This window comes from Aeromonas sp. INTO2 (genome assembly GCF_049860605.1).
GTDB classification, from domain to species: Bacteria; Pseudomonadota; Gammaproteobacteria; order Enterobacterales; family Aeromonadaceae; genus Aeromonas; species Aeromonas caviae.
Genome location: NZ_CP187588.1, coordinates 2,660,237 through 2,685,079, shown reverse-complemented (window position 1 = coordinate 2,685,079; position 24,843 = coordinate 2,660,237). Strand labels below are relative to the sequence as shown.

Annotated in this window: 22 protein-coding genes; 14 read left to right on the top strand and 8 right to left on the bottom strand. The window is 60.6% G+C overall.

The window, feature by feature from the left end; genetic code table 11:
• Window positions 1-274: 274 nt before the first annotated feature.
• The 5 genes from ACPW74_RS12590 to yciA all read left to right on the top strand — a co-directional run bounded on the left by ACPW74_RS12590 (window position 275) and on the right by yciA (window position 7,567).
• Entirely contained in the window at window positions 275-2,794 is a 2,520-nt protein-coding gene (locus ACPW74_RS12590) for a putative bifunctional diguanylate cyclase/phosphodiesterase (RefSeq protein WP_143237333.1), read from the top strand.
• Window positions 2,795-2,877: 83 nt separating this feature from the next.
• Window positions 2,878-4,794 (top strand): transglycosylase SLT domain-containing protein, encoded by a 1,917-nt coding sequence (locus ACPW74_RS12585; protein ID WP_143238301.1) that lies wholly within the window; start codon window positions 2,878-2,880, stop codon window positions 4,792-4,794.
• Window positions 4,795-4,972: 178 nt separating this feature from the next.
• On the top strand, window positions 4,973-5,971 hold the full coding sequence (locus tag ACPW74_RS12580; protein ID WP_039038828.1) for a LacI family DNA-binding transcriptional regulator: 999 nt from the start codon (window positions 4,973-4,975) through the stop codon (window positions 5,969-5,971).
• Between the two features lie 245 nt (window positions 5,972-6,216).
• Window positions 6,217-7,029 (top strand): NAD-dependent epimerase/dehydratase family protein, encoded by an 813-nt coding sequence (locus ACPW74_RS12575; protein ID WP_124813597.1) that lies wholly within the window; start codon window positions 6,217-6,219, stop codon window positions 7,027-7,029.
• A gap of 139 nt (window positions 7,030-7,168) precedes the next feature.
• Complete coding sequence (yciA, locus tag ACPW74_RS12570) at window positions 7,169-7,567, top strand: acyl-CoA thioester hydrolase YciA (protein ID WP_029314261.1); 399 nt, start codon at window positions 7,169-7,171, stop codon at window positions 7,565-7,567.
• Window positions 7,568-7,573: 6 nt separating this feature from the next.
• Here the strand turns inward: yciA and ACPW74_RS12565 are convergent, their stop codons facing one another.
• Window positions 7,574-7,798, bottom strand: coding sequence for a hypothetical protein (locus tag ACPW74_RS12565; RefSeq protein WP_010674132.1), 225 nt, complete (start codon window positions 7,796-7,798; stop codon window positions 7,574-7,576).
• A 111-nt stretch (window positions 7,799-7,909) separates the two neighbouring features.
• Between ACPW74_RS12565 and ACPW74_RS12560 the strand changes: the two genes are divergently transcribed.
• Window positions 7,910-8,755, top strand: coding sequence for an endonuclease/exonuclease/phosphatase family protein (locus ACPW74_RS12560; protein ID WP_029314263.1), 846 nt, complete (start codon window positions 7,910-7,912; stop codon window positions 8,753-8,755).
• A 77-nt stretch (window positions 8,756-8,832) separates the two neighbouring features.
• On the opposite strand, the gene ACPW74_RS12555 is transcribed toward ACPW74_RS12560, so the two are convergent.
• Window positions 8,833-10,170 carry an IS4-like element ISAeme15 family transposase gene (locus ACPW74_RS12555; RefSeq protein WP_049636880.1) on the bottom strand — a complete coding sequence of 446 codons (1,338 nt, stop codon included), beginning with the start codon at window positions 10,168-10,170 and terminating at the stop codon, window positions 8,833-8,835.
• Window positions 10,171-10,290: 120 nt separating this feature from the next.
• A complete protein-coding gene (locus tag ACPW74_RS12550) occupies window positions 10,291-11,541 on the bottom strand; it encodes a LysM peptidoglycan-binding domain-containing protein (protein ID WP_223925372.1) in 1,251 nt (416 codons plus the stop codon).
• Between ACPW74_RS12550 and ACPW74_RS12545 the strand changes: the two genes are divergently transcribed.
• Window positions 11,542-11,814 (top strand): hypothetical protein, encoded by a 273-nt coding sequence (locus tag ACPW74_RS12545; RefSeq protein ID WP_010674135.1) that lies wholly within the window; start codon window positions 11,542-11,544, stop codon window positions 11,812-11,814.
• 87 nt (window positions 11,815-11,901) lie between these two features.
• Here ACPW74_RS12545 and gloB read toward each other — a convergent pair whose 3' ends face one another.
• On the bottom strand, window positions 11,902-12,666 hold the full coding sequence (gloB, locus tag ACPW74_RS12540; RefSeq protein ID WP_425858151.1) for a hydroxyacylglutathione hydrolase: 765 nt from the start codon (window positions 12,664-12,666) through the stop codon (window positions 11,902-11,904).
• Between the two features lie 79 nt (window positions 12,667-12,745).
• Here gloB and ACPW74_RS12535 point away from each other — a divergent pair, with 79 nt between their 5' ends.
• The gene (locus ACPW74_RS12535) at window positions 12,746-13,468 is read left to right on the top strand and encodes a class I SAM-dependent methyltransferase (protein ID WP_010674137.1); all 723 of its coding nucleotides are present in this window, start codon (window positions 12,746-12,748) and stop codon (window positions 13,466-13,468) included.
• Window positions 13,469-13,474: 6 nt separating this feature from the next.
• Here the strand turns inward: ACPW74_RS12535 and rnhA are convergent, their stop codons facing one another.
• Window positions 13,475-13,939, bottom strand: a complete 465-nt coding sequence (rnhA, locus tag ACPW74_RS12530; RefSeq protein ID WP_010674138.1) for a ribonuclease HI — start codon at window positions 13,937-13,939, stop codon at window positions 13,475-13,477.
• A gap of 75 nt (window positions 13,940-14,014) precedes the next feature.
• Between rnhA and dnaQ the strand changes: the two genes are divergently transcribed.
• The gene (gene dnaQ, locus ACPW74_RS12525) at window positions 14,015-14,749 is read left to right on the top strand and encodes a DNA polymerase III subunit epsilon (RefSeq protein ID WP_041212726.1); all 735 of its coding nucleotides are present in this window, start codon (window positions 14,015-14,017) and stop codon (window positions 14,747-14,749) included.
• Entirely contained in the window at window positions 14,746-15,996 is a 1,251-nt protein-coding gene (locus tag ACPW74_RS12520) for a TIGR03503 family protein (protein WP_425858149.1), read from the top strand. The genes dnaQ and ACPW74_RS12520 overlap by 4 nt, the downstream gene beginning before the upstream one ends.
• A gap of 75 nt (window positions 15,997-16,071) precedes the next feature.
• Here ACPW74_RS12520 and ACPW74_RS12515 read toward each other — a convergent pair whose 3' ends face one another.
• Together ACPW74_RS12515 and fadE are read right to left on the bottom strand one after the other, a co-directional pair.
• Entirely contained in the window at window positions 16,072-17,589 is a 1,518-nt protein-coding gene (locus ACPW74_RS12515) for an HD domain-containing phosphohydrolase (protein ID WP_039038835.1), read from the bottom strand.
• Window positions 17,590-17,763: 174 nt separating this feature from the next.
• On the bottom strand, window positions 17,764-20,220 hold the full coding sequence (gene fadE / locus ACPW74_RS12510) for an acyl-CoA dehydrogenase FadE (RefSeq protein WP_201896637.1): 2,457 nt from the start codon (window positions 20,218-20,220) through the stop codon (window positions 17,764-17,766).
• A gap of 252 nt (window positions 20,221-20,472) precedes the next feature.
• Here fadE and lpcA point away from each other — a divergent pair, with 252 nt between their 5' ends.
• From lpcA to ACPW74_RS12495, 3 genes are all read left to right on the top strand, one after another.
• Complete coding sequence (lpcA, locus tag ACPW74_RS12505; RefSeq protein ID WP_010674142.1) at window positions 20,473-21,051, top strand: D-sedoheptulose 7-phosphate isomerase; 579 nt, start codon at window positions 20,473-20,475, stop codon at window positions 21,049-21,051.
• 112 nt (window positions 21,052-21,163) lie between these two features.
• Window positions 21,164-21,961 carry a class II glutamine amidotransferase gene (locus tag ACPW74_RS12500; RefSeq protein WP_010674143.1) on the top strand — a complete coding sequence of 266 codons (798 nt, stop codon included), beginning with the start codon at window positions 21,164-21,166 and terminating at the stop codon, window positions 21,959-21,961.
• Between the two features lie 301 nt (window positions 21,962-22,262).
• Window positions 22,263-22,598 (top strand): Hpt domain-containing protein, encoded by a 336-nt coding sequence (locus ACPW74_RS12495; protein ID WP_010674144.1) that lies wholly within the window; start codon window positions 22,263-22,265, stop codon window positions 22,596-22,598.
• A 12-nt stretch (window positions 22,599-22,610) separates the two neighbouring features.
• Here ACPW74_RS12495 and ACPW74_RS12490 read toward each other — a convergent pair whose 3' ends face one another.
• Window positions 22,611-23,534, bottom strand: coding sequence for a gluconeogenesis factor YvcK family protein (locus tag ACPW74_RS12490; protein ID WP_029314269.1), 924 nt, complete (start codon window positions 23,532-23,534; stop codon window positions 22,611-22,613).
• 113 nt (window positions 23,535-23,647) lie between these two features.
• On the opposite strand from ACPW74_RS12490, the gene ACPW74_RS12485 reads away from it, so the two are divergent.
• Entirely contained in the window at window positions 23,648-24,829 is a 1,182-nt protein-coding gene (locus ACPW74_RS12485) for an FIST signal transduction protein (RefSeq protein WP_041201554.1), read from the top strand.
• Window positions 24,830-24,843 lie beyond the last annotated feature (14 nt).

Below are 24,843 nucleotides of genomic sequence, written 5' to 3'. Positions count from 1 at the left end.
GTGAGCTTTTCCCGTTTCATGCCAAAAACCGCTTGAGCTCAGTGAAACAGGCAGGCAGTATCAGCAAATAGGATCGTTTCTGTCCCCCCTCGGCAGCGCCTTGTGTCGACCCGATGTTTGGTTTTTGCCGCATAGTCTCGAATTTTCTCCACCCACATCGCCTCATCGCATCGCAACATCATTGCCATGCGCCGGTGGAGATATGCGCGCAAACGGATATGCTTTTCTGCAGGAGTCGGGGTGGATAACGTGGTTGTAGTGGTTGGAGTCGTAGATGAAGCAGCAAGCCACCCAGATGATGTGGTTTTATGATCGGCAGCATGGGCAATGGAGCCTGTCTGATCATGTCTCTTGTGAACCCTGGGCAGGGGAGGAAGCCCACCCCTGGGCCACCCAACTTGAGCGCGAAGATGAAGCGGGTTTCGCCGATTTTCTTGCAAGACTCCACGATTCCGGCCAGCCTGGCCAGTTCATCGGTCACCTGCGCGATGAGGACGGCAAGGTACACCACGCGCTCTGGTACGGTCAGTATGTGCCTGCACAGGGGCTCTGTTGTGGCTGGCTTGCCCCCCTCGAAATGATGCATCGCGAGATGGATCGCGCCGACTCCCCTGCAGGCGTGACACCGCCGCTTCCCATGTTGCAGGCCCCCTTGCTGGCCAAGCTGGCGCAGGCGCTCTCCGCCAAGACGGGGCTCGATTTTTGCCAGACCCTGGTCAACGAACTGGCCCATATCCTGGGAGCCACTGCCGTCTGGCTGACGGAGCGGGTCGGTCTCGACAGGCTGAGAGTGCTGGCGAGCCACGGCATCGACGTCAAGGAGTATGCCCTCTGTGACATGCCCTGCCAGCAACTCTATCGCCAGGGGCCCTCCAGCTCGGTCCCCGTGAGTGAACCCCTGACCGAGTATCCCGACCTGCCCCCGGGCCAGCACTATTACGCCCAGCCGCTGCTCGATCGCAACGGTCAGATCCTGGGCCATCTCGCCCTGCTGTTCCCGAGCCAGACCCGGACCACGGATCTGGACTCCGTCCTGACCATCTTCTCGGTGCGCATGGTGGCCGAGCTGGAGCGCCTGCAGAGCGACGCCCTGATGCGGCTGTCTGCGGTGGCCTTTGAAACTCACGAAGGGATCATCATCACGGATCCCGAGTTCAAGATCCTGCGGGTCAATTACGCCTTCAGCCAGATCACCGGCTTTGACAACCAGGGGGTGATTGGTCTGCACCTTGGCAACGATCTCTGGTCGGGGCTGGGAGGGCTGGGTTACGAGCTCAACGCCCTGGATCGCTGGCAGGGGGAAACCCTGCGCCTGCACGCCGACGGTCACGCCTATCCCCAGTGGGAGATCGTCACGCCGGTGCAGGATGAGAAGGGGGGGATCAGCCACTATGTCATCTTCTTCGAGGATATTTCCGAGCGCAAGGCGGCGGAGCGCCGCATCCAGGATCTCGCCTTCTATGACGAGCTGACAGGCCTGCCCAATCGTCGTCAGCTGCACGAAACCCTGACCCAGGCGTTCACCGATGCAAATCGCAGTCACCTCATAGGGGCCCTGCTGTTCATCGATCTCGACCACTTCAAGACCATCAATGATTCCCTGGGTCACGCCACCGGCGACTGGCTGCTCAAGGAGGTGGCCAGCCGTCTCAAGCGGCTGGTGCGCCAGGGGGATTGTTTGGCCCGTCTCGGCGGCGACGAGTTCGTGTTGTTGCTGCCAGCGCTCTCCATCAGCCCGCCCCAGGCGGAGATGCAGGCTGACCTCATAGCGGAGCGGCTGATCGGGGAGATCGCCGCCCCCTATGATTTCAGAGGCCAGGTGCTGCACATCGGCGCCAGTGTCGGCATCACCCTCTTCCCCGGTCGGGAGCAGGAGGCGGGGGATCTGCTCAAGCAGGCTGACACCGCCATGTATCAGGCGAAATCGGCGGGCCGCAAGACCCGGCGCTTCTTCGATGCCTCCATGCAGTTGCAGGCCGACCGGCGTCTGCACATTCACAACGAGCTGCGCAGTGCCCTCGACAATGGGGAACTGACTCTCCACTACCAGCCCCAGCACATGGTGGCGGGGGGGGAGATCATTGGTGTCGAGGCACTGATCCGCTGGCAACCCCCCGGGCGTGCTCTAGTGTCGCCTGCCGAGTTCATCCCCATTGCCGAGGAAACGGATCTCATTGTCGACATCGGCAACTGGGTATTGCACGAAGCCTGTACCCAGTACGTCTCCTGGGAGGAGAGCGGGATCCACGTCCCCCAGCTGTCGGTCAACGTGAGTGCCAAACAGTTCCATGCTCCCGACTTTGTCGATCGCATTCACGACGTGCTGGCGGCCACCGGCATGGATCCCGCCTGCCTGAACCTGGAGATCACCGAGTCGGTGGTGCTGGGTCATGCGGAAGACACCATCAGCAAGATGGCGGAGCTCAAGACCCTGGGCATCAGCTTTGCCATCGATGACTTCGGGGCGGGATACTCTTCCCTGAGCTACCTCAAGCGGCTGCCGACGGACGAGCTCAAGATCGACCGCTCTTTCATCCAGGACATTCCCAAGGATGGTGACAACATGGCCATCGTCGAGGCCGTGATCGCCATGGCCCGCCACATGGGGTTCAACGTGACGGCGGAGGGGGTGGAGTCCCGCCAGCAGCTGGAGTTTCTGCAGGCACAGGGCTGCCATTTCTTCCAGGGATACCTCGCCTCCAAGCCGCTCCCTGTTCCCTACCTTGAACGCTATGTCAGCCGTCAGGTACGCGGTGATCGCCCCGTCTGCACCGATAAAAATAGTGTGGCGTAGCCCCCGTGCTTAGCGGGTAGAATGAAGGTATGTCACCACCGCCCTTTGGCGGTGGTTATGCCTTCAAGGGGAGAATGCCATTCGTGAAAGTCGTGCAGGGAATCATCTTTTCGGCGCTGTGCGTGCCAGGGCTAGTGGCACCCGCCTTTGCGCAAACCATGGAGCAGTCTCTCTATCGCCAGGCCCATGAGGCCGTGCGTGCCAATGATCAGGTCAAATTCAGCCAGCTTCGGGCACGCCTGATCCACTATCCACTGCTGCCCTATCTGGATTACTACCAGCTTGCGTTCCGTCCCGGGGCGGCAGACTACGACGATGTGACCCGCTTCATCCGCCAGCACGGGGACACTCCTCAGTCCAACCGGCTCGAGCGCAGCTATCTCACCTATCTTGCCCAGAGCCAGCAGTGGTCCCAGTTCCTGCGCTTCTATCCGGCCAAGCCAAGCTCCACCGATCTGCTCTGTCAGCACTATCAGGCCCGCTACTACACGGGGCACCAGAGTGAAGCCCTGCAGGAGGCAGGCAAACTCTGGTTGAGCGGTCAATCCAGGCCCGATGCCTGCGATCCTCTGTTCCAGCTCTGGCAGCAGGCGGGTCTGCGTACTCAGGAGAAGATCTGGGAGCGCATGAACCTGGCTTTCGAGGCCCAGAACCCCAACCTCATTCGCCACCTCGGGGCCCAGCTCGGCAGCGGCATGAAGGGGTATGGCGATCAGATGATCGCCCTGTATGACCAACCCGTGCGGGCGATGAATCCGGCCAACTTCACGGCGGCGCCCCCGTCGCGCCATCTGCTCTCCCTGGGGCTGGCCCGCTACGCCAACCAGGAGCCCGACGCGGTTCTGCGCCAACTGGGGGAGATTGCCCGTCGCTTCGGCCTGAACCATGCCGAGGTGAGTCGGGTGGAGAAGGCCGCCGCCCGTCGCCTGTTGCTGGACCGCTCTTCTGACCAGCGCGCCTGGCTGGATACGGCCCTGGTGCGGCTCAAGGATCCGGAGCTGGTGGAGCTGCGGGCCCGTCTTGCCATCTGGGAGCAGGATTGGCGCGGCCTCGAAGGCTGGGTCAAGCGGATGCCCATGGGGCTGCAAAAAGAGGATCGCTGGCGTTACTGGATGGCGCGCTCGCTGGAGAAACAGGGGCGGCAGAAACCGGCGCGGGACCTCTATCTCGAGACTGCGAGTCTGCGCGGCTTCTACGGCTTCATGGCGGCCCAGCGCACCGGTGTGCCCTATCGCATGAAGAACCAGAGCGTGGCGCACAAGGTGCCGGACTGGCAAAGTGCCAGCCGCCGCTGGCCCTTCCTGCTGCGGGTGCGTGAACTGCTGGCGATGAACGAGATCACTGCGGCCCGCTCTGAGTGGATCCACAACATGGATCGCAACAGCGTGGCCCAGCGCCTGGAGTTTGGTCACATCGCCCTCAACCAGGGCTGGCACGAGCTGGCGATCCTCTCCAGCATCCGTGCCGAGGCCTGGGATGCGCTGGACCTGCGCTTCCCGCTGCCCCTCAAGCGCACCTTCTCCCAGATGGCACAAGAGCGCACCATGAACACCAGTCTGCTCTACGCCATCTCCCGTCAGGAGAGCGCACTCTATCCCCTGGCCCAGTCACCGGTCGGGGCGAGGGGGTTGATGCAGCTGATGCCTGCCACCGCGAAAGAGACGGCCGGCAAGCTTGGGGTGCCCTATCGCAACGAGCAGCAACTGTTCGACCCGGCCATGAACATTCGTCTTGGCAGCGCCTACCTCAAGCGCCTGCTGGATGTGTATGACGGCAACCGGATCCTTGCGGCGGCGGCTTACAATGCGGGTCCTGGCCGGGTCAAGCGCTGGCGCGAGCAGAGCGACAACAAGCCGATGGATGTCTGGGTGGAGAGCATCCCCTATCGGGAGACGCGCAACTATGTCCAGAACGTGCTCTCTTTCGATCTCATCTATCAACACAAGCTGCAGCAGCCTTTGCGTTTTATGTCGGAACGCGAGCTGAATCACGCCTATTGAGTTCGGGGGGCAGTCGTTGTGGCGGCGGCCTCCCATTCTTGCCCCAAAATGGTTATCATCCCTTAAGCTTTGTTACAAAAGGAAACCTGCCAGGTGATCGGGCGCCGCGTCTTGGTCTGTCAGGTTCGATACAATGCCCGATCATCACTGACAGGCTTTTCCAACAAAGGAATCGAGAGTGGCAACGATCAAAGATGTGTCTCAGCTGGCGAATGTCTCCATTTCGACAGTGTCTCGAGTGATCAACAACACGGCGCAGGTGGCGCCCGAGAAGCGCGAGGCTGTCCTCGCGGCCATGAAGGAGCTCAGCTTTCGTCCAAACAGCTTCGCCCAGGCCCTGGTGAGCAAGCGCTCCAACTGTATCGGTGTGCTGGTGGGGGATCTGTGTGGCGGCCCCTTCTTCGCCCAGATGATGCGCGGCATCGAAAGCATGGTCGACAAGGCGAACAAGTTCACCATCGTGGTGTCCGGCAACCACGACGCGACCCGTGAGCGGCACGCCATCCAGGCGCTGCTGCAGCGCCAGTGTGATGCCCTTATCCTTCACAGCAAGGCGCTGCCTGACGAAGAGCTCAGCGAGCTGGCGTCGGGCACGACCCCCATCGTCTTCATCAACCGTCAGGTGCCAGGCTGCGAGGATCGCTGCGTCTGGCTGGACAACCAGGCCGGCATCACCACGGCTTGCCAGCATCTGCTGGACGCGGGACATCGCAAGATTGCCTTCGTCACCTCCGATGACGAGGAGTTTGTGGATGGTCAGCAGCGGATGGCCGGCTATCGCTTCGCCCTGCAACGGGCAGGTATCGAGCTGGATCCTGCCCTCATCGGCCGTGCCTATGCCGACGAAAAAGGTGGCTATGTGGCCATGAGCGAGCTGCTGGCGCGCGGCGTCGAGTTCAGCGCTGTGCTGGGTTTCAACGATGCCATGGTGGCGGGGGCCATCTCCTGTCTGCTGGAGCGGGGTTACAAAATACCCCAGCAGGTCTCTGTGGTCGGTTTTGATGACATCCCCTATGCCCGATACATCTATCCCAAGCTCACCACGGTACGTTACCCCATCGAGGAGATGGGAGAGCGGGCCGCTGAGCTGGCCCTGAGGCTGCTGGATCACAAGCCGGTAGAGGGGCTGGCGCTCAAATTCGAAGCCGAACTGGTACGGCGGGAGTCGGTGGCCTGAGTCATAAAGTTGGCCCCAAGTGGGCCGACTTTTTCGCAAAACATTGAAAGCGCTTTCAGAAATCCTTTTCAACTGTGATCCGCTTCAAAGCTTTTTGACCGCGCTGCCACTAGGATAGGCCCACGAATTAGGAGCGTGCGCTCCCGATTTTCCCGCTGTGGGAGGTAACCGGTTAATCCGGCTATTTCCTTCGTTACTTTCGACGGTCATCATTGGATGGCCGTTTTTTTTGTCAGGATCCGGGTATGACGAACGAATTTGAGTATCAGACGGGTATCGTGGGCGCCGGCTGGCTGGGGTTGCCCCTGGCCAGGGCATTGCAAGAGCAGGGGCAATCTATCGCGGTGACGGTCAGTACGGCCGAAAAGGCTGAACGGCTGCGGGGGGAGGGTATTGCCGCCTGGCCGCTGTTGCTCACCCCTGACATGGGGCCACTGCCTTTTCGTTGTCATGACCTAGTGATCTGCGTGCCCCCCAGCAAGACCGGTGATTACCCGGCGTCCGTGGCCAGTCTGTGCCGACAGGCGAGGGAGGCGGGTGTTCAGAGGGTTCTGTTTATCAGCGCGACTTCGGTCTGGGGGGCCGGACAGGGGGAGGATGATACGCCCGCTCCAGCCCATGACAGAGGCTTGCGGATGCGGGCGGCCGAGCTTGCCGTGCTGGAAGGGCATGTTGACTGCGCCATGATCTTGCGCCCGGCCGGACTCTATGGTCCTGACCGTCACCCCGGCCGTTTTCTGGCGGGCAAGACGCTGGCCGGGGGAGGCCAGGCTGTGAACCTGGTGCATCTGGACGACGTGGTGGCCGCCTGTGAGTTGATGCTGGCCCGGGGGCAGGATGGGGATGCCTACAATCTGAGTGCCCCCGTTCACCCACGCCGGGAGCAGCTCTACCCCTTCGCGAGCCGCCTGCTCGGGCTGGTGCCGCCGCAGTTCGTCGAGCCGGCGGGGGAGTTTGCTCCCATCGAAGGTCAGCGCATCTGCCAGCAGCTTGGTTTCGTCTATCGCTGGCCGGATCCGGCCCACTGGTTTGCGGACGGTGCGGCCTTGAAGGGCTGAACGGGTCGTCGCCATCCGGGCCCCGGAGTCGGTCATCTGGCGTGCAAACCAGATACGGCGCGCGCTCCGGGACAATTGAGGTTTGCCAAGGGGGGGATCGCCCCCTATCATGCCGCCATCCATGATAAAGAGAGCGGTAATGATGGAAGAGACCAAGCGCCACCCCGATGGGGAGCTGTTGCTGAGAACCCTGGCAATGCCAGCCGATACCAACCCCAATGGCGATATCTTCGGCGGGTGGATCATGTCCCAGATGGATATAGGTGGGGGCATCATGGCCAAGGAGCTGGCAAAAGGGCGCATCTGTACCGTCTCGGTGGAGGGGATGACCTTCCACAGCCCGGTCAAGGTGGGTGACGTGGTGTGCTGTTACGGTCGCTGCCTCAAGATTGGTCGCAGCTCCATGCGACTCAAACTGGAGGTCTGGGTCAAGCCGGTATTGCGGGAGAACGAAGCCCAGCGGTACTGCGTGACCGAGGGCGTCTTCACCTATGTGGCCATCGACGATCAGGGCAAATCCCGCCCCGTGCCGGTCTGAGTCTGCTCAGATGAGCCGGGCATTGATGATGGATATTTCCTGCTCAAGCCCGGTTTTTTGCCGTATCATGCGCTCCAGCATCTCTTCCGACCCCACGCACTGCCGGGTGTCGAACAGACAGAGATCACATTGGGGATCCCGCCTGATTTGATAGACGGTGGAAAGCTCCACTTGATGACAGGTTCCCTGTTGATCGTAAAATGTCACGCGGTACTGGTGCTGTCTCGCCATCGTTGAATTCCTTCTGGATGAGTCGGGCCGGACACGAATAATGAGACTAGTCGGCGACCGTGGCCTGTGTGAGGGCCATGTCGTCTTGCAGAGGCAGGTGATTGTTAGCCAATGAAAAATAGTTATCGGATTCTGGGAACGTCCCTGCTGACGTTGGGGCTGGTCGGTTGCTTCGAGGTACCGGATCAAGATCATCTGGTGACTGCGGCAGGTATCATACCTGGCGCAAGCTGTGACAGACCACCTCTGGTGGCGCTCGCCTCCACGGCCTTGCCGAGGGAGTTTGGCATCACCGTCTGGAACCTCTACAAGGGACAACGCAAGAACTGGCGGGAAGGGCTGGATGAGTATGCCAAGTCCCAGGATCTGGTGCTGCTGCAAGAGTCGGCGACCCGGCCCGAGATGCTGGACTGGCTGAAGAGAGGGGATTTCCAGTGGCAGCAGTTGCAGGCCTTCACCCAGGGAGGTGTCTCCTTTGGCGTGATGACGGTGGCGAAAACGCCGCAGGCGTTTGTCTGTGGCGTCCGTTCCCCCGAACCCCTGCTGCGTATCCCCAAGTCAGGTCTGGTCAGTCTCTATCCCTTGCAGGGGGATCCTGACGGCGTGCTGGTGGTGAATCTCCATGCGGTCAATTTCGAACTGGGCATGGCGACCTTCCGCGAGCAGCTCAACGATCTGACTGCGTTGATCCATCGCCACCAGGGGCCGGTCATCCTGGGCGGCGATTTCAACACCTGGAGCGACAAGCGAGCGTTCTGGTTGAACAAGCTGGTGGGCGAGCTTGGCCTGCAGGAGGCCATACCTGTGCCTGATCTGCGTCGCACCGCTTTTGGCCGCCCGCTGGATCACCTCTACTATCGCAATCTGGATCTGGTGGAGGTGAGTTCACCGGCTACCGATGCCTCTGACCACAACCCCATTCTGGCGCGCTTTGCGGCCCAGGCCATCACTCCCTGAGTCATCCCTCAGGGGAGAGCGGCGTCGCCGCTGGTTCATGCAGACAAAAAAATACCCCGCATCAAGCGCAATGCTGTTCACTTAAGCGGAGCCGCATTGCGATTTACCGGAAAACGGGTCTTTGATATCTTCACCGCCCTGGGTCTCGATGGCCTGGGGCGTTTTTCTATGAACATGACGCCTATGCAGCCCCGCAACTCCGCCAACCTCCGTGGCGTATGGGCTGGCGATAACGCGCCCGCCATCACTGCCATCTGGTTCGCGATGAACTGACAGGCAAACTTAAAGCTCACCTCATTGGGCGCTCGCTGATGGGCTACGGCGGCCTGGCTGGCCTCCCGCCTGACCAGATTGTATCCAAGCAGCAATCCCCACAGCTCCTGATAGACCAAGTTCACTTTCTTGCTTCTCAGCGTGATGGCGTTGTGCTGCATCGCGCTTTTGATATCCCGGTATCCCAGCTCGATTTCCCAGCGCTCGTGGTACAGGGTCGCCACCTGAGCTGCACTGAATCGCGCCACGGGCAGGGAGGTAAAGACCGTTTTCTCCTTGCCTGCCACCTCATAGGTCACTGCGCGAACTTGCCAGTGTGTCGGCAACGCCGGGTTTTTCTTGCGAGCCTGAGGCGAGACCGTCATTTGCAACAGACGGTCACCGTCGCCATAGCGCTCAAGTTCCGTGTATACCAGCCCCTTGCGTTCCGGGATGAGCCAGTGACGGTCGGTGTCTTCGGCCTGAATACGCAGCAACAGGTCGGCACCGAAGAAGCCTTTATCCAGCAGGGTCACTGACTTGTCCGGCAATGAGTGAATGAACTCGCTGGCCAGGGGGATTTCCCCTTTGCGGTACGGGCTGATGGCCGCGTTGGCAATGACATGCGAGCGGACATTCATGAGCGTGACCAACCGCAGCATCGGGTAGGGTGTCTGCCGGTTGGTTGAGGTGTTACCCGAGCCGAAATGTGCTCTGAGTTCAGGCATATCCTGGGTTCGGAACAGGGCCCCATCGATGGCAAAGACCTGTAAACCGTGCCAATGGTCTTCAGGATAACGTTCCCGCCCCCACACATCGGCGCACTGTTTGAACAGCCACTCGAGCGGCTGTTTGCCGAGTCGCTGACGGGCCTGAGACAGGGCACTGTCCGCGAGCAAGGCATCATTGGCCAACCCTTCTGCACAGATGTTGAGGCGCCGAGCGACCTCGGAGATGGGCTCATTGCGGAAAAAGGCCATCCCCACGACGAGCCACAAGACCATATCAGAAGGTAAGCGGCGTCGGCGGATAGTGGCCTTTTCAGACAAGGCGGCAGCGGCAGTAATCCATTCGTCGGGAATATGGTCGGCAAAAATGGCCAGCCGAGCCAGCATGTCGCCAGATGCCTCAACAACATCGTTCAGATCGTTTGCAATAGACATAAAAAATCCGGAACCAGTGATTGGTTCCGGATTGTCCTACAGCAGAAGGATCGGTCAATGGATCCTTAACTGATCAGCATTGCGCATCAAGCGGGGTATTTTTTGGATTGCGACGAGCGATCAGCTGTTGTTCTTCACGAACAGGGTCAACTCCTGACCCGGCTTGAGATAGTCACTCTTGCCGAGCTGGTTCCAGCGCATCACATCGTTGACGGCGACCTGGAAGCGGGCTGCGATGGAGGAGAGGGAATCTCCGCGGCGCACCTGATAGACCATGGACTTGTTGCTGCTCTTGCCCTGCTTGGGCCAGACCACCAGCTTCATGCCAGGCTTGAGGGCTGATTTGGCGTTCAGGCCGTTCCACTTGGCCAGGTCGGCGTGGGTGACCCCGTGTGCCTGGCTGATGCTCCACAGGTTGTCACCGGAGCGCACCTGATAGTTCACCTTGCCACCACTGCGGCTGGCGAGCTGCTGCGGTTTGCTCTGGGCAACCTGGGTTGCGCGCCCGCTATTGGGGATGATCAGGCTCTGGCCACGGCGCAGGTTGTTGCCGCGCATGTTGTTGGCCAGCTTGAGCTGTTGCACGGTCACCCCGTGATTCTGGGCGATCCGTGACAGCGTATCACCACTGGTGACCTGATAGGAGCGCACACCACGGGTACGTTCACGCTGGGGCAGATCGGCCAGAGCCAGCTCCAGGGTGTCGGCGTACTCGACGGGGACCAGCAGGTTGTAAGGGCCCTGCGGCGAGGTCATGCCACGCTTGAGCGCAGGATTGAGCGCCTTGAGCTGGGAGGCGGAAACGCCAGCCAGCTGGGCGGCCACGTTCAAGTCAATCTGGCCACCGGTATTGATGGTTCGCAATTGCGGCTTGTTGGCCAGCACCGGCAGGGTGACATTGTATTTGTCCGCATTGCGGATCATGTCGGCCATGGCCAGGATCTTGGGCACATACATCCGGGTTTCGCGGGGCAGGTCCAGCGACCAGTAGTCGGTCGGACGACCAGCCCGCTCGTTGCGGGTGATGGCGTTGCGCACCCGACCTTCACCGGCATTGTAAGCGGCCAGGGTCTGCAGCCAGTCACCGTCGAAGAACCGGTTCAGGTACTCCAGGTAATCCAGTGCGGCATTGGTGGATGCAAGGACATCGCGTCGACCGTCGTACCAGTTGTCGTGGCGCAGGCCGAAATTCTTGCCGGTTGCAGGAACGAACTGCCAAAGACCGACCGCATTGCTGCGGGAGCGGGCATTGGGATCGAACATGCTCTCGATCATGGGGATGGTAATAAGCTCCATTGGCAGCTCACGCCGTTCGATTTCCTCTACCATCAGATACAGGTAGGGCTCAGCCCGGCTGGCAATGGTCGCCATATGCTTATCATTGCGCAACAACCAATCACGCTGTTGGCGAACCCGGGCATTATCGTGCGAGTCCAGCTGCATATCATCGCTGATACGCACCCACAGGTTATCAGTGTCATCCAGCTCTTCTATCTGTTCGTCGCCGAACAGCATCCGCGAAGAGTGTTTTTTGTACGTTTTCTTGCTGACTTGGGGGGATTTGATCGGCTCGATTGCCGTTACCGCCCGGTCATCCTGATGGCTCAGGTTTTGACAGCCGCTGAGAAACAGCGCTGCCAATAAGGCCGTTCGTAGCTTCATCTCGCTCAGGTCATCTGTGGAAAAACAGCTCGCATCATAAGGGGCAATGCCCCCCTGATCAAGGTTTGTTCAAAAAACGTCCTTCCAGGCCCGCAGCACAGCGAAGGTATCCTCTGGATTTTCCAAGCATTTAAGGGCGTATTTCTCAGCAGAAAATTTTACCGAGTCCTGCTCGCAGCGCAGAAAAACATTGAAATTCCGCTCATCTCCCAGCCGGGAGGGGAGACTCGGGAGGCCCTGCTGACGCAGTTTGCTGATCACGCCGATCTGCCGCTGGATCGCCAGGTTGTCGGGCTCGACCGCATGGGCGAAACGCAGGTTGGAGAGCGTGTATTCATGGGCACAATAAAGGAGGGTCTCATCGGGCAGTGCCGCGAGCCGTTGCAGGGAAGTGTGCATCTGTGCCGGGGTCCCTTCGAACAGACGGCCGCAACCGGCGCTGAAGAGGGTATCGCCACAAAACAGCATGCCCTGGCCGTAATAGGCGATGTGCCCCAGGGTATGACCGGGCACATGGAGGACATCCAGACTCAGGCCATGCCAGTTGATCTGATCCCCGTCGTCGAGCCACTGGCCGTGATGGTCCGGCATGGGGTCATGCTTGGGACCATAGAGGAGAGCGTGGGGGAAGTGTTGCAGCAGCTCGGATACGCCCCCGACGTGATCGCGATGGTGATGGGTCAGGAGGATGGCATCCAGCACCAGATCCAGCCCAGCCAGCCGCTCCAGCACGGGAGCGGCCTCGCCCGGATCGACGACCAGGCAGTGATTTTCATGACGGATCAACCAGATGTAGTTGTCGCTGAAGGCGGGAACTGTGATGACGGTATACATGGGTCGAGGTCTCTTGTGTTCTCTTTAAGGAAGGGATCTTATATAACTGGATGGCATTCGCCCCCGAGTTGGTCCCATTATGCAACTGGCACGTACCGAACAACAGATCGCGCTTCCGACCAGTTGGTCCGCACTGCCCATGGGGGACTGGGTGGCCGCCGAGCTTCAGGAGCGCCTCGACAACTGGTGCCCCCACCTCTTTGGCTATCACTTGCTCAAGATAGGAGCCCTGAGCGCCGAACTCTCCTGCGGTTGTTCCACCATTCGCCATCAAATCGGTGTCGCCCCCGGCGGACGGCTGCTGGACATCCAGGGGGATCCGCTCGCCTTGCCGGTGCGATCGGGGAGCGTGGATGCCTGCCTGCTGGCTCACTGCCTCGATTTCTCGCCGGATCCTCATCAGGTGCTGCGGGAGGCAGAACGGGTGCTGACCGACGATGGCTGGCTCATTGTCAGCGGTTACAACCCGCTCAGCCTGGTGGGGCTGGGTCACTATCTGCCCTTCATGCGGCGGCATCTGCCCTGGTCTGCCCGCATGTTCACGCCCGCACGGGTGACCGACTGGCTGCAATTGCTCGGCTGCGAGGTGATGTTCGACGAGCGGTTCGGTTTCTCCTTCATGGGCAGGCAGAGCAAGATCGGCTGGTGGCGGGAGAGTCTGGGGCGGGACTATTGCCGCTCCCTGGCGTCTGTTTACGTGATTGCCGCCCGCAAGCGGCGTTTCCCCGTGACACCGGTGCGTCGCCGCTGGCGGCTGCCGGAGTCGATGGCCGCGCCAGGCATGGCGCGCCAGGGCGGCTAGCAGGCATCAGGGCTGGTAGCCGCTGTCTTCGGCAAGCTGCTTGCCGCTGGCGGCCTCACGGGCCAGCTCGTCACAGCGTTCGTTTTCCGGGTGGCCCGAGTGTCCTTTCACCCAGAGCCATTCGATCTGGTGACGGGCCACTTCCGCATCCAGGGCCTGCCAGAGATCGACGTTCTTGACCGGCTGGCGGTTGGCGGTCATCCAGCCCTTCTTCTTCCAGCCGATGATCCATTGGGTGATCCCCTGGCGCACATACTGGCTGTCGGTGGTGAGCCGCACCTGGCAGGGTTCGTTCAGGGTCCGCAGCCCCATGATGGCAGCCATCAGCTCCATCCGGTTATTGGTGGTCAATCGAAAACCGGCGGAGATCTCCTTGCGATGCTTGCCATAGACCATGACGGCACCATAGCCGCCGGGGCCCGGGTTGCCTAAGCAGGAGCCATCCGTGAATAAATCAATCTGTTTCAACATGAGCAATCAATCTGTTTTAGCGAGAGGCTTGGGGTAAACTAGCGAGTAAAACCGAAGTTTGACATGGATTTGATCATGAGCACACCCCAACTGAATCGCCAGATCATTCTGGATACCGAAACCACCGGCATGAACACCGCGGGCGGCCCCGTTTATCTTGGGCACCGCATCATCGAGATCGGCTGTGTGGAGGTGATCAACCGCAAACTCACCGGCAACCATTTCCACGTCTACATCAAGCCGGATCGGCTGGTGGACCCCGAGGCCATCGCCGTGCACGGCATCACGGATGCCTTCCTGGCGGACAAGCCCTCTTTTAGCCAGATAGCGGACGATTTCATCGAGTTCATTCGCGGCGCCGAGCTCATCGCCCACAACGCCCCCTTTGACGTGAGCTTCATGGACTATGAGTTCAGCAAGCTCGGTCTGAACTTCAAGACGGCGGATATCTGCGGCATCACGGATACCCTGGCGATGGCGCGGGATCTCTTCCCGGGCAAGCGCAACAACCTGGACGTGTTGTGCGATCGCTACGGCATCGACAACTCTCACCGTACCCTGCACGGCGCCTTGCTCGATGCGGAGATCCTGGCGGACGTCTACCTCCTGATGACGGGTGGCCAGACCAAACTCAATCTCGCGAGCGAAACCAGCGAGAGCGAGACCAGCCAGGATACCGGCATTCGTCGTCTGGAGAGTAATCGCCCGCCGCTCAGGGTGGTGCGCGCGAGCGACGAGGTGGCGGCTGTCCATGAAGCGAGGCTGGATCTGGTACAGAAAAAAGGAGGTGCCTGCCTGTGGCGGCAATGAGATCGCTTTGGGGGCTGCTGCTGCTGGCCTCCCTCCCGGCCGCGGCCAACGAGGTGTTTGCGCCTTCCGACATTCCTCTGCTCGACAACCGCTTTCGCATCGATTACGGCGTGAAGGAGATCACCTTCATCATCAAGCGCAAGCCGGGGACGCCCTCGGTGATCCTGGTGCGACCCGATGGCAGCAAGCTCTATGTGGGCAAGGTCAAGCCGCCCGACGTGGGCTGGTTGCCCCTCAAGGATCAGGATCTCATCACCATCCGCGACCCCATGCCCGGCCCTTGGCAGGCGATCGGGGAGGTGGACCCCGACAATCGGGTGCGCCTGCTCACCAACATCCAGGTCGAGAGCGAGCCGCTGCCGGCCCGCCTCTATCAGGGTGAGCGTGTCAAACTGCAATCCCGTCTGCTGATCGATGGCGCGGCGCCTGGGGCGGGTTACTACCTCACCGATCTGGGCATGACCGTCAAGCTGCAGCAGTTCAATGATGCCAGCCAGAGCGGGGATCCCGTGTTCGAGGAGACCCTGGGACGCTACATGGATGATGGCAAGGGGGTGGACGAAGTGCCGGGGGACGGTATCTTGACCGCCGAGGCAGTACTGGACGTCCCTGCGGGAAAATATCGAGCCCTCTTCAGCACCGGCAATGAGGTCTTCTCACGAGCCCAGTCACAGCAGGTGCTGCTCTACCCCTGGCCGGTCAGCTATTCCCTGAATCCCCCCTCCGGGGAGGGGGGAGCCAAGCTATCTCTCGTCATCGATGTGGATGAACTGGATCCCGCCTCCGTGGTCATCCAGGGCAAGGCCATCGACGGCGGCAGCAGTAGCATGACGTTCAACGAGGTGGCGACAGCGCCGCGTTTTGGCGTGGATCTCTCCGCCCTCAAGGCGGCAGGGCAGTACAAGGTGGAGGCCACCCTCTTTGGAACAACCCGGCTCGGTCGCGAGGTGCAACTGCAATTGCCGGCCAAGTCGTTCACCATAGCACCGCCTCCCCCCTCCCGCCCCCTCTGCGGCCATGCCCGCATCCGCCGCCACCCCCGACCGGTTCGAGGAGAGCGGGAGAGTCTGGTCTGGCTGCCCTGGGCGCTGGGGGGAGGTGGCGTGTTGCTGCTCTTGCTGGGGGCCGGTGGTTTCATTCTGCTGCAAAAGCGCCGCACCCTACACAAGGCGATGGCGGCGCAGAAGGCGCAACTTGAAGAGACGCCAGCAACCCCCAAACTGGATCTCAATCTGCCGGAGCAATAATTCCGCGCACATTGCAAAGAAGCCGCCAAATGGGCGGCTTCTTCATGGTCGCAAGTGGATGGGGTGAACCCGATATCAGTGAGCGCCGATATAGATGTCTTTGTACTGCTCGCGAATATCGAGGAACTTCTCCAGATTGGCCAGCATCAGGTCCACCAGGAGGGGGTCGAAGTGCTCTCCTTTCTCCTCCTTGATCAGCGCCAGCACCTGATCCAGCGGCCAGGCCTGCTTGTAGCAACGATCCGAGCCCAGGGCATCGAACACATCCGCCAGGGCGACGATGCGTCCTTCCAGCGGAATGTCCTCTCCCTTCAATCCGCGGGGATAGCCGCTGCCATTCCACTTCTCGTGATGGTTGCCCGCGATGGTGGCGCCTATCTGGAACAGGGCCAGGTCACTGCCGGAGAGCATGTCCTGCCCAAGCTGGGCGTGGGTTTTCATGATCTCCCACTCCTCGGGAGTGAGTTTGCCCGGTTTGTGCAAGATGGCGTCCGGGATCCCCACCTTGCCGATGTCGTGCAGGGGAGAGGCACGCTTGATGAGCTCGCACCTGTCCTCATTCATGCCGAGCAGCTTGCAGAACAATTCGGTGTAGAGGGCCACCCGCTTGACGTGCAAGCCAGACTCCTTCGAGCGGCTCTCCACCAGCTCGCCGATGCGATAGATGATCTCTCGCTGGTTGTCACCGATCACCTCGTTGAGCCGGATATTCTCCAGCGCCACTATGATGTTTTCGGTGAACAGGCTCAGCAGCCCGGTATCCATCTGGCTGAGCGGGCGAGTGGTCTCGATGTGGAACAGCAGGTGGTGACGGGCATTCTGGCAATAGAGCACCATCTGGTTGCCATCGTAGACATTGGCTCCCTTGGCCATGGCACAGCGCAGTATTTCCGGCGCATCGACGAGGCGCAGCATGGGACCATCGCTGAGCAGAGGCTCGAGCACCTGATCCCGCACCTCATACGCCAGGTGCTTCACATCGTAAATCTGGGACTCTTCCAGATTGAGCAGGGCGCTGAGCTGGGTCTGGGCTCCTTCGACGAACTGGCGCAGGGCACGCTGCTCGAAGATCCCCTTGGACGCCTCGATGACCTTCTCCAGCCCCTGTCGATTGCTCTCAAGGGTTCGGATGTCCCGATAAGAACGCAGGCTGGCGCGCAACAGGGTGCGCAGTTTCTGGGAGGTAAGTTCGGTCTTGTCCTTGTAGTCGTTGATGTCGTAGTTGGTCACCACGTCATCTTCCGGGGCCTGGCCGGGCTGACCGGTTCGCAGCACGATGCGTACCATCTTGTTTTGCAGCTCGTCACGCACGAACTTGACCACCTCGAGACCGGCATGATCGACCTCCATGACGACGTCGAGCAGCAGCAGGGCGACATCCGGGGTGAGGGCGAGCAAGGCTTTGGCTTCAGCCGCAGAGTAGGCGTGCAGAAAATCGATCGGCTTGCCGTCGAATTCAAACTTGTTCAGGGTGATTTTGGTGATGCGATGCACTTCGGGTTCATCGTCCACTATCATCACCTTCCAGCCGGCGGGACGCGGTGCTGATTGGGGAAGATCTTCATCATCAATAATCAGGATTTGATCATCCATTATGCAATCCTGTGTGTGATCCTGTGCTTACCTTAACCGCTTCATTCAATATAGGAAACGGATTGATATCCAAAATATGATCCAGTCGGTTTCTCTTTCTTCGTATCGGATGCCATCCACCAGCCCTTTCATGAAAAACGCCTCCACAAGGGAGGCGTTCTGGCATCAGAGGCATCAAGCTGCCCTGTGATAGGCGGAGGCTTCAAACAGTGCCTTGTTGGCCACCAGGTCGACGGGATCGAAGTCATCGACGTTGATGGTGCGAAGGCGACTCTCCTCGGCGCGCCGCAGCAGGTCCGCTTCGGCCTGGTTGATGACACCGAGGCTCAGGCCCGCCTCTGCCACCTTGTCGAGCTGGGTGAAGGGGCGTTTGCTCCCTTCGGCTTTGCACACCTTGTCAAACAGCGGCTCTGCGGTCAGCACATCGTCCAGCGCCTGTTCCAGCAGCCCGAAGGGGTTGCCCTCCTCGCGCGTCAGATATTGGCCCTCGGCCAGACGGCTGCGAGTGGCACTTGGCACCTGGAGCAGGCGGGCTACCTGGCTGTCGAGCTTGTCGGAGGGACGCTTCAGGTCGCGACCAAGGGGTAGCACGATGGCGCGCAGGGCCAGACCAATCCAGCGATTCGGGAAGTTGCGCAGCAACTCGTCGATCGCTTCCTGAGCCTTGAACAGGGCGTCTTGCAGTGCCCAGTGCAGCAGCGGCAGGTCGGCCTGCTGGCGTCCTTCATCCTGATAGCGCTTGAGGGCGCTGGAGGCCAGATAGAGCTGGCTCAGCACATCGCCAAGGCGGGCAGAGACCCGCTCCTTGCGCTTGAGCTCGCCACCCAGGGTGCCCATCGCCATGTCTGACAGGAAGGCCAGGTTGGCGGAGAGGCGAGAGAGCTGCTGATAGTAGCCCTTGGTCTGATCCTTGTAGGGCGCGGCGGCGAAGCGGGCACCGGTCAGCCCCAGCCAGAAGCTGCGCACCAGGTTGCTGATGGCAAAGCCCACGTGGCTGAACATCGCCTTGTCGAAATCTTTCAGCGCCTGCTCTTTGTCGGGGTGGCTGGCGGCCAGCATCTCCGGCAACACGTAGGGGTGGCAACGGATGGCTCCCTGACCGTAAATGATCATGCTGCGGGTCAGGATATTGGCTCCTTCGACGGTCACGGCGATGGGCGCACCCTGATAACCACGGGCCAGATAGTTGTTCGGCCCCATGCAGATGGCCTTGCCGCCATGGATGTCCATTGCATCGATGATGCACTTCTGGGCGCGGTCGGTGAGGTGGTACTTGACGATGGCGGAGATGACCGAGGGTTTTTCACCGAGATCGATGCCGGTGACCGTCAGTTTGGCGGCGGCGCCCATGATGTAGGCGTTGCCACCCAGGCGTGCCAGCGGCTCTTCAATCCCTTCCATCTTGCCAATCGGCAGCTTGAACTGGCGACGGATGCGGCTGTAGGCACCGGTGGCCAGGGCCAGCATCTTGACGCCGCCCGTGCTGTTGGAAGGCAGGGTGATGCCGCGACCGACGGAGAGACACTCCACCAGCATACGCCAGCCCTGACCGGCCATAGCCGGACCGCCGATGATGAAGTCGAGCGGTACAAACACGTCTTGGCCGTGGGTCGGGCCGTTCTGGAACGGCACGTTGAGCGGGAAGTGGCGACGACCGATATCGACTCCCTTGATGTGGGTCGGAATGAGGGCGCAGGTGATGCCGAGCTCTTCTTCCTCACCCAGCAGGTGGTCAGGGTCACGCAGCTTGAAGGCGAGGCCGAGTACGGTGGCGATGGGAGCCAGGGTAATGTAGCGCTTGTTCCAGGTCAGGCGCATGCCGAGCACCTCTTCCCCTTCCCACTCGCCTTTGCAGACGATGCCGAAGTCGGGAATCGAGCCCGCATCAGAACCCGCTTCCGGACTGGTCAGGGCGAAACAGGGGATCTCCTTGCCGACAGCCAGACGGGGCAGGTAGTAATCCTTCTGCTCGTCAGTACCGTAGTGTTGCAGCAGCTCACCCGGCCCTAAGGAGTTGGGCACGCCGACGGTGGAGGCGAGCACGGCGCTGGCGCCGCACAGCTTTTGCAGCACGCAGGACTGGGCGTAGGCGGAGAACTCCAGCCCGCCATATTTCTTCTTGATGATCATGGCGAAGAACTTGTTGTCCTTCAGGTATTGCCACACCTCGGGAGAGAGATCGGCACGCTCGTGGGTCACTTCCCAGTCGTTGACCATGCGGCACACTTCTTCAACCGGACCGTCCATGAAGGCCTGCTCTTCGGCAGACAGCGTGCTGACCGGAATGGCGTGCAGCTTCTTCCAGTCCGGGTTGCCGGCAAACAGATCCGCTTCCCACCAGGTCGTCCCCGCTTCGATGGCTTCCTTCTCGGTTCGGGACATCTCCGGCATGATGGACTTGTAGATCTTGAACAGCGGCTTGGTCAGCTGGTTGCGGCGAAACTCCACCAGATTGAGGGGCAGGGCTATCACCGCGAACAGCGCCCACACCAGCAGGGGCACATGGCCATAGAAGGTGCCGGCGACCAGGGCGGCGGCCGTGGCAAGCGTGGCGGTGAACAGGGACGCACGGCGATAGGCCATGGCGCCGATCACCAGGATCACCCCGAGCAGAGTGAGGGTCGTCGTCATTGTTTGCTCCTTGCATGAATTGCCGAGGTTGGGAAATTGGCGTTAACTGATCCAGAGGTCTGACCTGTTGGATGTGGCCCCTGTTGTAATTCATACGCACAAACTTATCAAGCTGTTTACAAGCCCGTTACCTTGGCTCTGTGATCGGCATAACGTGCTGCCCGCCCCATCTTGGCGGGCGGGGGGCGACGATTGGACTGGCTTGTGCGACAATGCCGCCACCCTATGTTGGACGACGAGATTTCAAGAACCATGTACCAAGAACTGATCCGCAACGAGTTGACCGAGGCTGCCAGCGTGCTTCAGGCGTTCCTGGCAGATGAGCAAAATCTGAAAAACATCGAGGCGGCGGCCAGGCTGCTCGCCGACTCCTTCAAGCAGGAAGGCAAGGTACTCTCCTGCGGCAACGGCGGCTCCCACTGCGATGCCATGCACTTTGCCGAGGAGCTGACCGGTCGGTACCGCGAGAACCGCCCAGGCTATGCCGGCATCGCCATCTCCGATCCCAGCCACCTCTCCTGCGTCTCCAACGACTTTGGCTATGACTATGTCTTCTCTCGCTATGTGGAGGCCGTCGGCCGTCGTGGTGACGTGCTGCTCGGCATCTCCACCAGCGGCAACTCCGGCAACATCCTCAAAGCCATCGAGGCGGCCCGTGCCAAAGGGATGAAGGTGATTGCCCTGACCGGCAAGGACGGCGGCAAGATGGCTGGTCTGGCCGATGTGGAGATCCGTGTGCCGCACTTCGGTTATGCCGACCGTATCCAGGAAGTGCACATCAAGGTGATCCACATCCTGATCCAGCTGGTTGAAAAAGAGATGGCCAAGTAATCAACGATCCGGGATTGAGAGGGGGGGATGGGAGACCATTCCGGCCCTCTCGTCCAGCCGTGACGGTTGATTGACGAAACCAGAGTCAAGACATTCAGGGAGTGGATGGTATATGTGCGAACTGCTCGGCATGAGTGCCAATGTGCCGACCGACATCTGCTTCAGCTTTACCGGGCTGATGCTGCGGGGCGGCAAGACCGGTCCCCACAAGGATGGCTGGGGGATCACCTTCTATGAGGGGCGGGGTTTTCGCACCTTCAAGGATCCCGAACCCAGTGCCCAGTCTCCCATCGCCAAGCTGGTCCAGGCACTGCCCATCAAGAGCCGTGCCGTGGTCAGCCATATCCGGCAGGCGAACCGGGGGTGTGTCTCCCTGGAAAACACCCACCCATTTACCCGAGAACTGTGGGGCCGTTACTGGACCTTTGCCCACAATGGCCAGTTGACCGGTTACAAGAGGCTGCCCACGGGGCGGCACCGCCCGGTAGGCGACACCGACAGCGAGCACGCCTTCTGCTGGCTGCTCGACAGGCTGGAGCACAAGTACCCCAAACGGCCGGCAAATTTCCCCGCCATGTTCCGTTACCTCGCGACCCTGTGCGACGAGCTGCGCGGGCTCGGGGTGTTCAACATGCTGCTGTCGGACGGAGAGTTCGTGATGACCTATTGCAGCAACAACCTTTACTGGTTGACGCGCAGGGCTCCCTTTGGCGAAGCCCGTCTGCTGGATGAGGATGTGGCCATCGACTTTCAGAGTGAAACGACGCCGAACGATGTGGTGACCCTGATCGCCACCCGGCCGCTCACCGGCAACGAGAATTGGGTGAAGATGGTGCCCGGGGAGTTCTGCCTGTTCAGGCTGGGTGAGCTGGAATATGGCAATGCAGCCAACTTGTTGAACCAGAAATAAAAAAATACCAGGGCAGATGTCTACCCTGGTTCTTCGCAGCAGCCATACAGGCAAAAAGGGATGAGAGAGGTGTTGCTGAGCCGCATCATTCTCATGGGTTGCATTGTTACTTTAATGTTAATTTTGTGACAACCTTTATCTCTCTCCATTCTGACTGACATACCGATAACTTGAAGCTGCTCACATTCTGGTGTCGCAAGAGCATCCGGAGCGATACGGGCATGCCCGAAGGACGGGTGACAGCGGGGCTGTGGGTCCGCTATATTGTGGTCTGTTTGAATACCATCATAGGGAAGAGAAGATGGAGTGGCTGGATCAGAAAGTGCTGCGACAACTGGCAGATGATATCGGTCACGAGATGATGCCGGTCGTCATCTCGGTGTTTGTCGAAGAGGTAGGCGAGCAGTTGGCCCAATTAAGACCGCTTTTTGAGCAGCGGGACTGGTCAGCCCTGGCGCGTCTTGCCCACAGCATGAAATCGTCCTGTGGCAGCTATGGCGCCAAACCCAGCTATCAGCAGGTGATGGATCTGGAGTCCGCCTGTCGCCGGGAAGATGAGCAAGAGGCCGGCAGACTGCTGGCTGAGCTGGAGCACTCCCTGCCCCAGGTCTTCACCCATCTGGCCCAGTTTCACTGATCCAGAAGGGCATCAGCCCGCCATGTCGCGCTCGCCAAGCCTGCTCAGGATCACGGTGTCGAGTGCCAGCCGCAGCTTGAGGCGGTCGTGGCGGTGGGGGAGGGCCGCTTCACCCAGCTCGGCCCGAACGAGGCAGTGCTGCAGCTCGGGTACCTGGGGGCCCTCGGGAGCCAGAATGGCATCGATCCGGCCGCTGCCTATCCGCTCTTCCAGCCAACGATGTTGACTGGACAGTGACAACTGGCCTGCCGGACCCTCTTCGTCCACCAGATTGCTGATGAACACGACGATGGCGCGGCTGCTGCGGATCGCCTCCGCAATTTCGCGCAGCAGCAGAGGAGGCATGATGGAGGTGAGGAAGCTGCCCGGCCCCAGGATGATCATGTCGGCCTGGCTCAGCGCCTCGACTGCTTCGCGCGTGGCGGGCACGACCGGTTTCAGGCTCAGGGCCCGTGGCGGCGTGGTGAGCTGATCGATGGAGACCTCTCCCAGGATCTGATCGCCACAGACGGTGTGGGCGCACAGATCGGTGGGATGCTCGGACATGGGCAGCAGATTGGGTTCAATTTCCAGCATGTCGCTGATGAGCCGGATGGCATCCAGGGGGCGCACGCAGAGGTTGTCGAGGGCCAGCAGCATCAGGTTGCCGAGGTTGTGGCCCGCCAGCTCGCCGCGGCCGGTAAAGCGGTGCTCGAACAGCTGGCTACCGATGCTGGGGGTGGTCACCAGCTGGTTGAGGCAGTTGCGCAGATCCCCCCAGGCGATGCACTCCTGGCTTTTGCGCAGGCGTCCGGTGGAGCCGCCATCATCCGTGGTGGTGACGATGCCCGTCAGCCGGGATCCCAAGAACGACAGGGAAGAGAGCACCCGGCCCATACCGTGCCCGCCGCCGATGGCGACGACCCGGTCGAAGTCATTGATATTTTTTTGCCACATGCAGTGATCCCGTGGGATGCCAGTGAGCACCATTCTAGTCTCCATGGCCAGGTAATTGTTTGATAAGGGTATGATTTTTGCTTGATGCCAGCATCCCGTACCCCTAGGAGACGATGTTGAACTTCCTGACGGCTCACTCGCTTGCCGAGACGACCCCACTGGCCGCCCAACAAGTTACAGAGCGGTTGCATGCCCAGTCATCCCATGTTCCATCGCTGTTGCTGGTCTATTTTACCCAAGCACACGAGGCGGCGGAACTGCGCCGTGCGCTCAAGGCACGTTTTCCCGATACCCGGCTGATCGGTTGCAGCTCCTGCGGCGGTATCCTGACCCAGGATGGCCATCATGGTCGGCATGGCTGGAGCCTGTCGGTCGCCGCCCTTTATGATGACAAGGGGGCCTATGGCGTGGCTGGCCAGATGGGGGATCAACCGGATGTGCGGGCATTGCTGCGCCGCGCCATCGCCGATGGTGGCCGACCGGGAGAGCTGCCGCAGCTCGTGTTGCTGCACACCAGCCCGGGGCTGGAGGAGGTTGTGCTCGCGGGGATCGACGCCGAGTTTGGCGCGACCGTTCCCGTCGTCGGCGGGTCGGCGGCAGACGACGGCGTGGCCGGGCAGTGGCAGCTGTGCTGGGACGAAGGGGAGGGATCACAAGGGTGCGTGTTGGCGGTGCTTTACCCCGATTGCCAACTGGCGTTCCAGTTTCATTCAGGCTATGTACCCACCGAGTGTCGCGGCATCATTACCGGGATAGACGGGCGGGAGGTGCTGACCATCGATCACGAGCCGGCGGCCCGGGTCTATGGTCGCTGGACCGAGCGTGCGACGCCCTGGCCAGTGGGTCCCATCCTCAGGGAGACGACGCTCTCGCCACTGGCCCGTCAGGTCGGCATGCTCGATGACCTGCCCTACTACAAGCTCTCCCATCCCGAGGCGGTGACGGCGCGGGAGGGGCTGCGCCTCTTTACCGAAACCCGACTGGGAGAGCGGCTGCTGCTCATGTACAGCAGCCAGGAAGGGTTGTTGCAGCGCAGCCTGAATGCGGTGAATATCGAGCCTGAATATGGCATGGCGAGCAATATGCGCCCCTTTGGCGCCCTGGTGGTGTTTTGTGCCGGTTGTCGGCTGGCACTGGGGGACAGGCTGGGGGACATCGTCAGTCAATTCAGTCAGAGGCTGGGTGAGATCCCCTTCATCACGCCCTTTACCTTCGGTGAACAGGGACGATTACCCCATGGTGAGCTGGCACACGGCAACCTCATGGTGTCGAGCGTAATCTTCCTCGAGAGCTGACACTGTGCTGGATT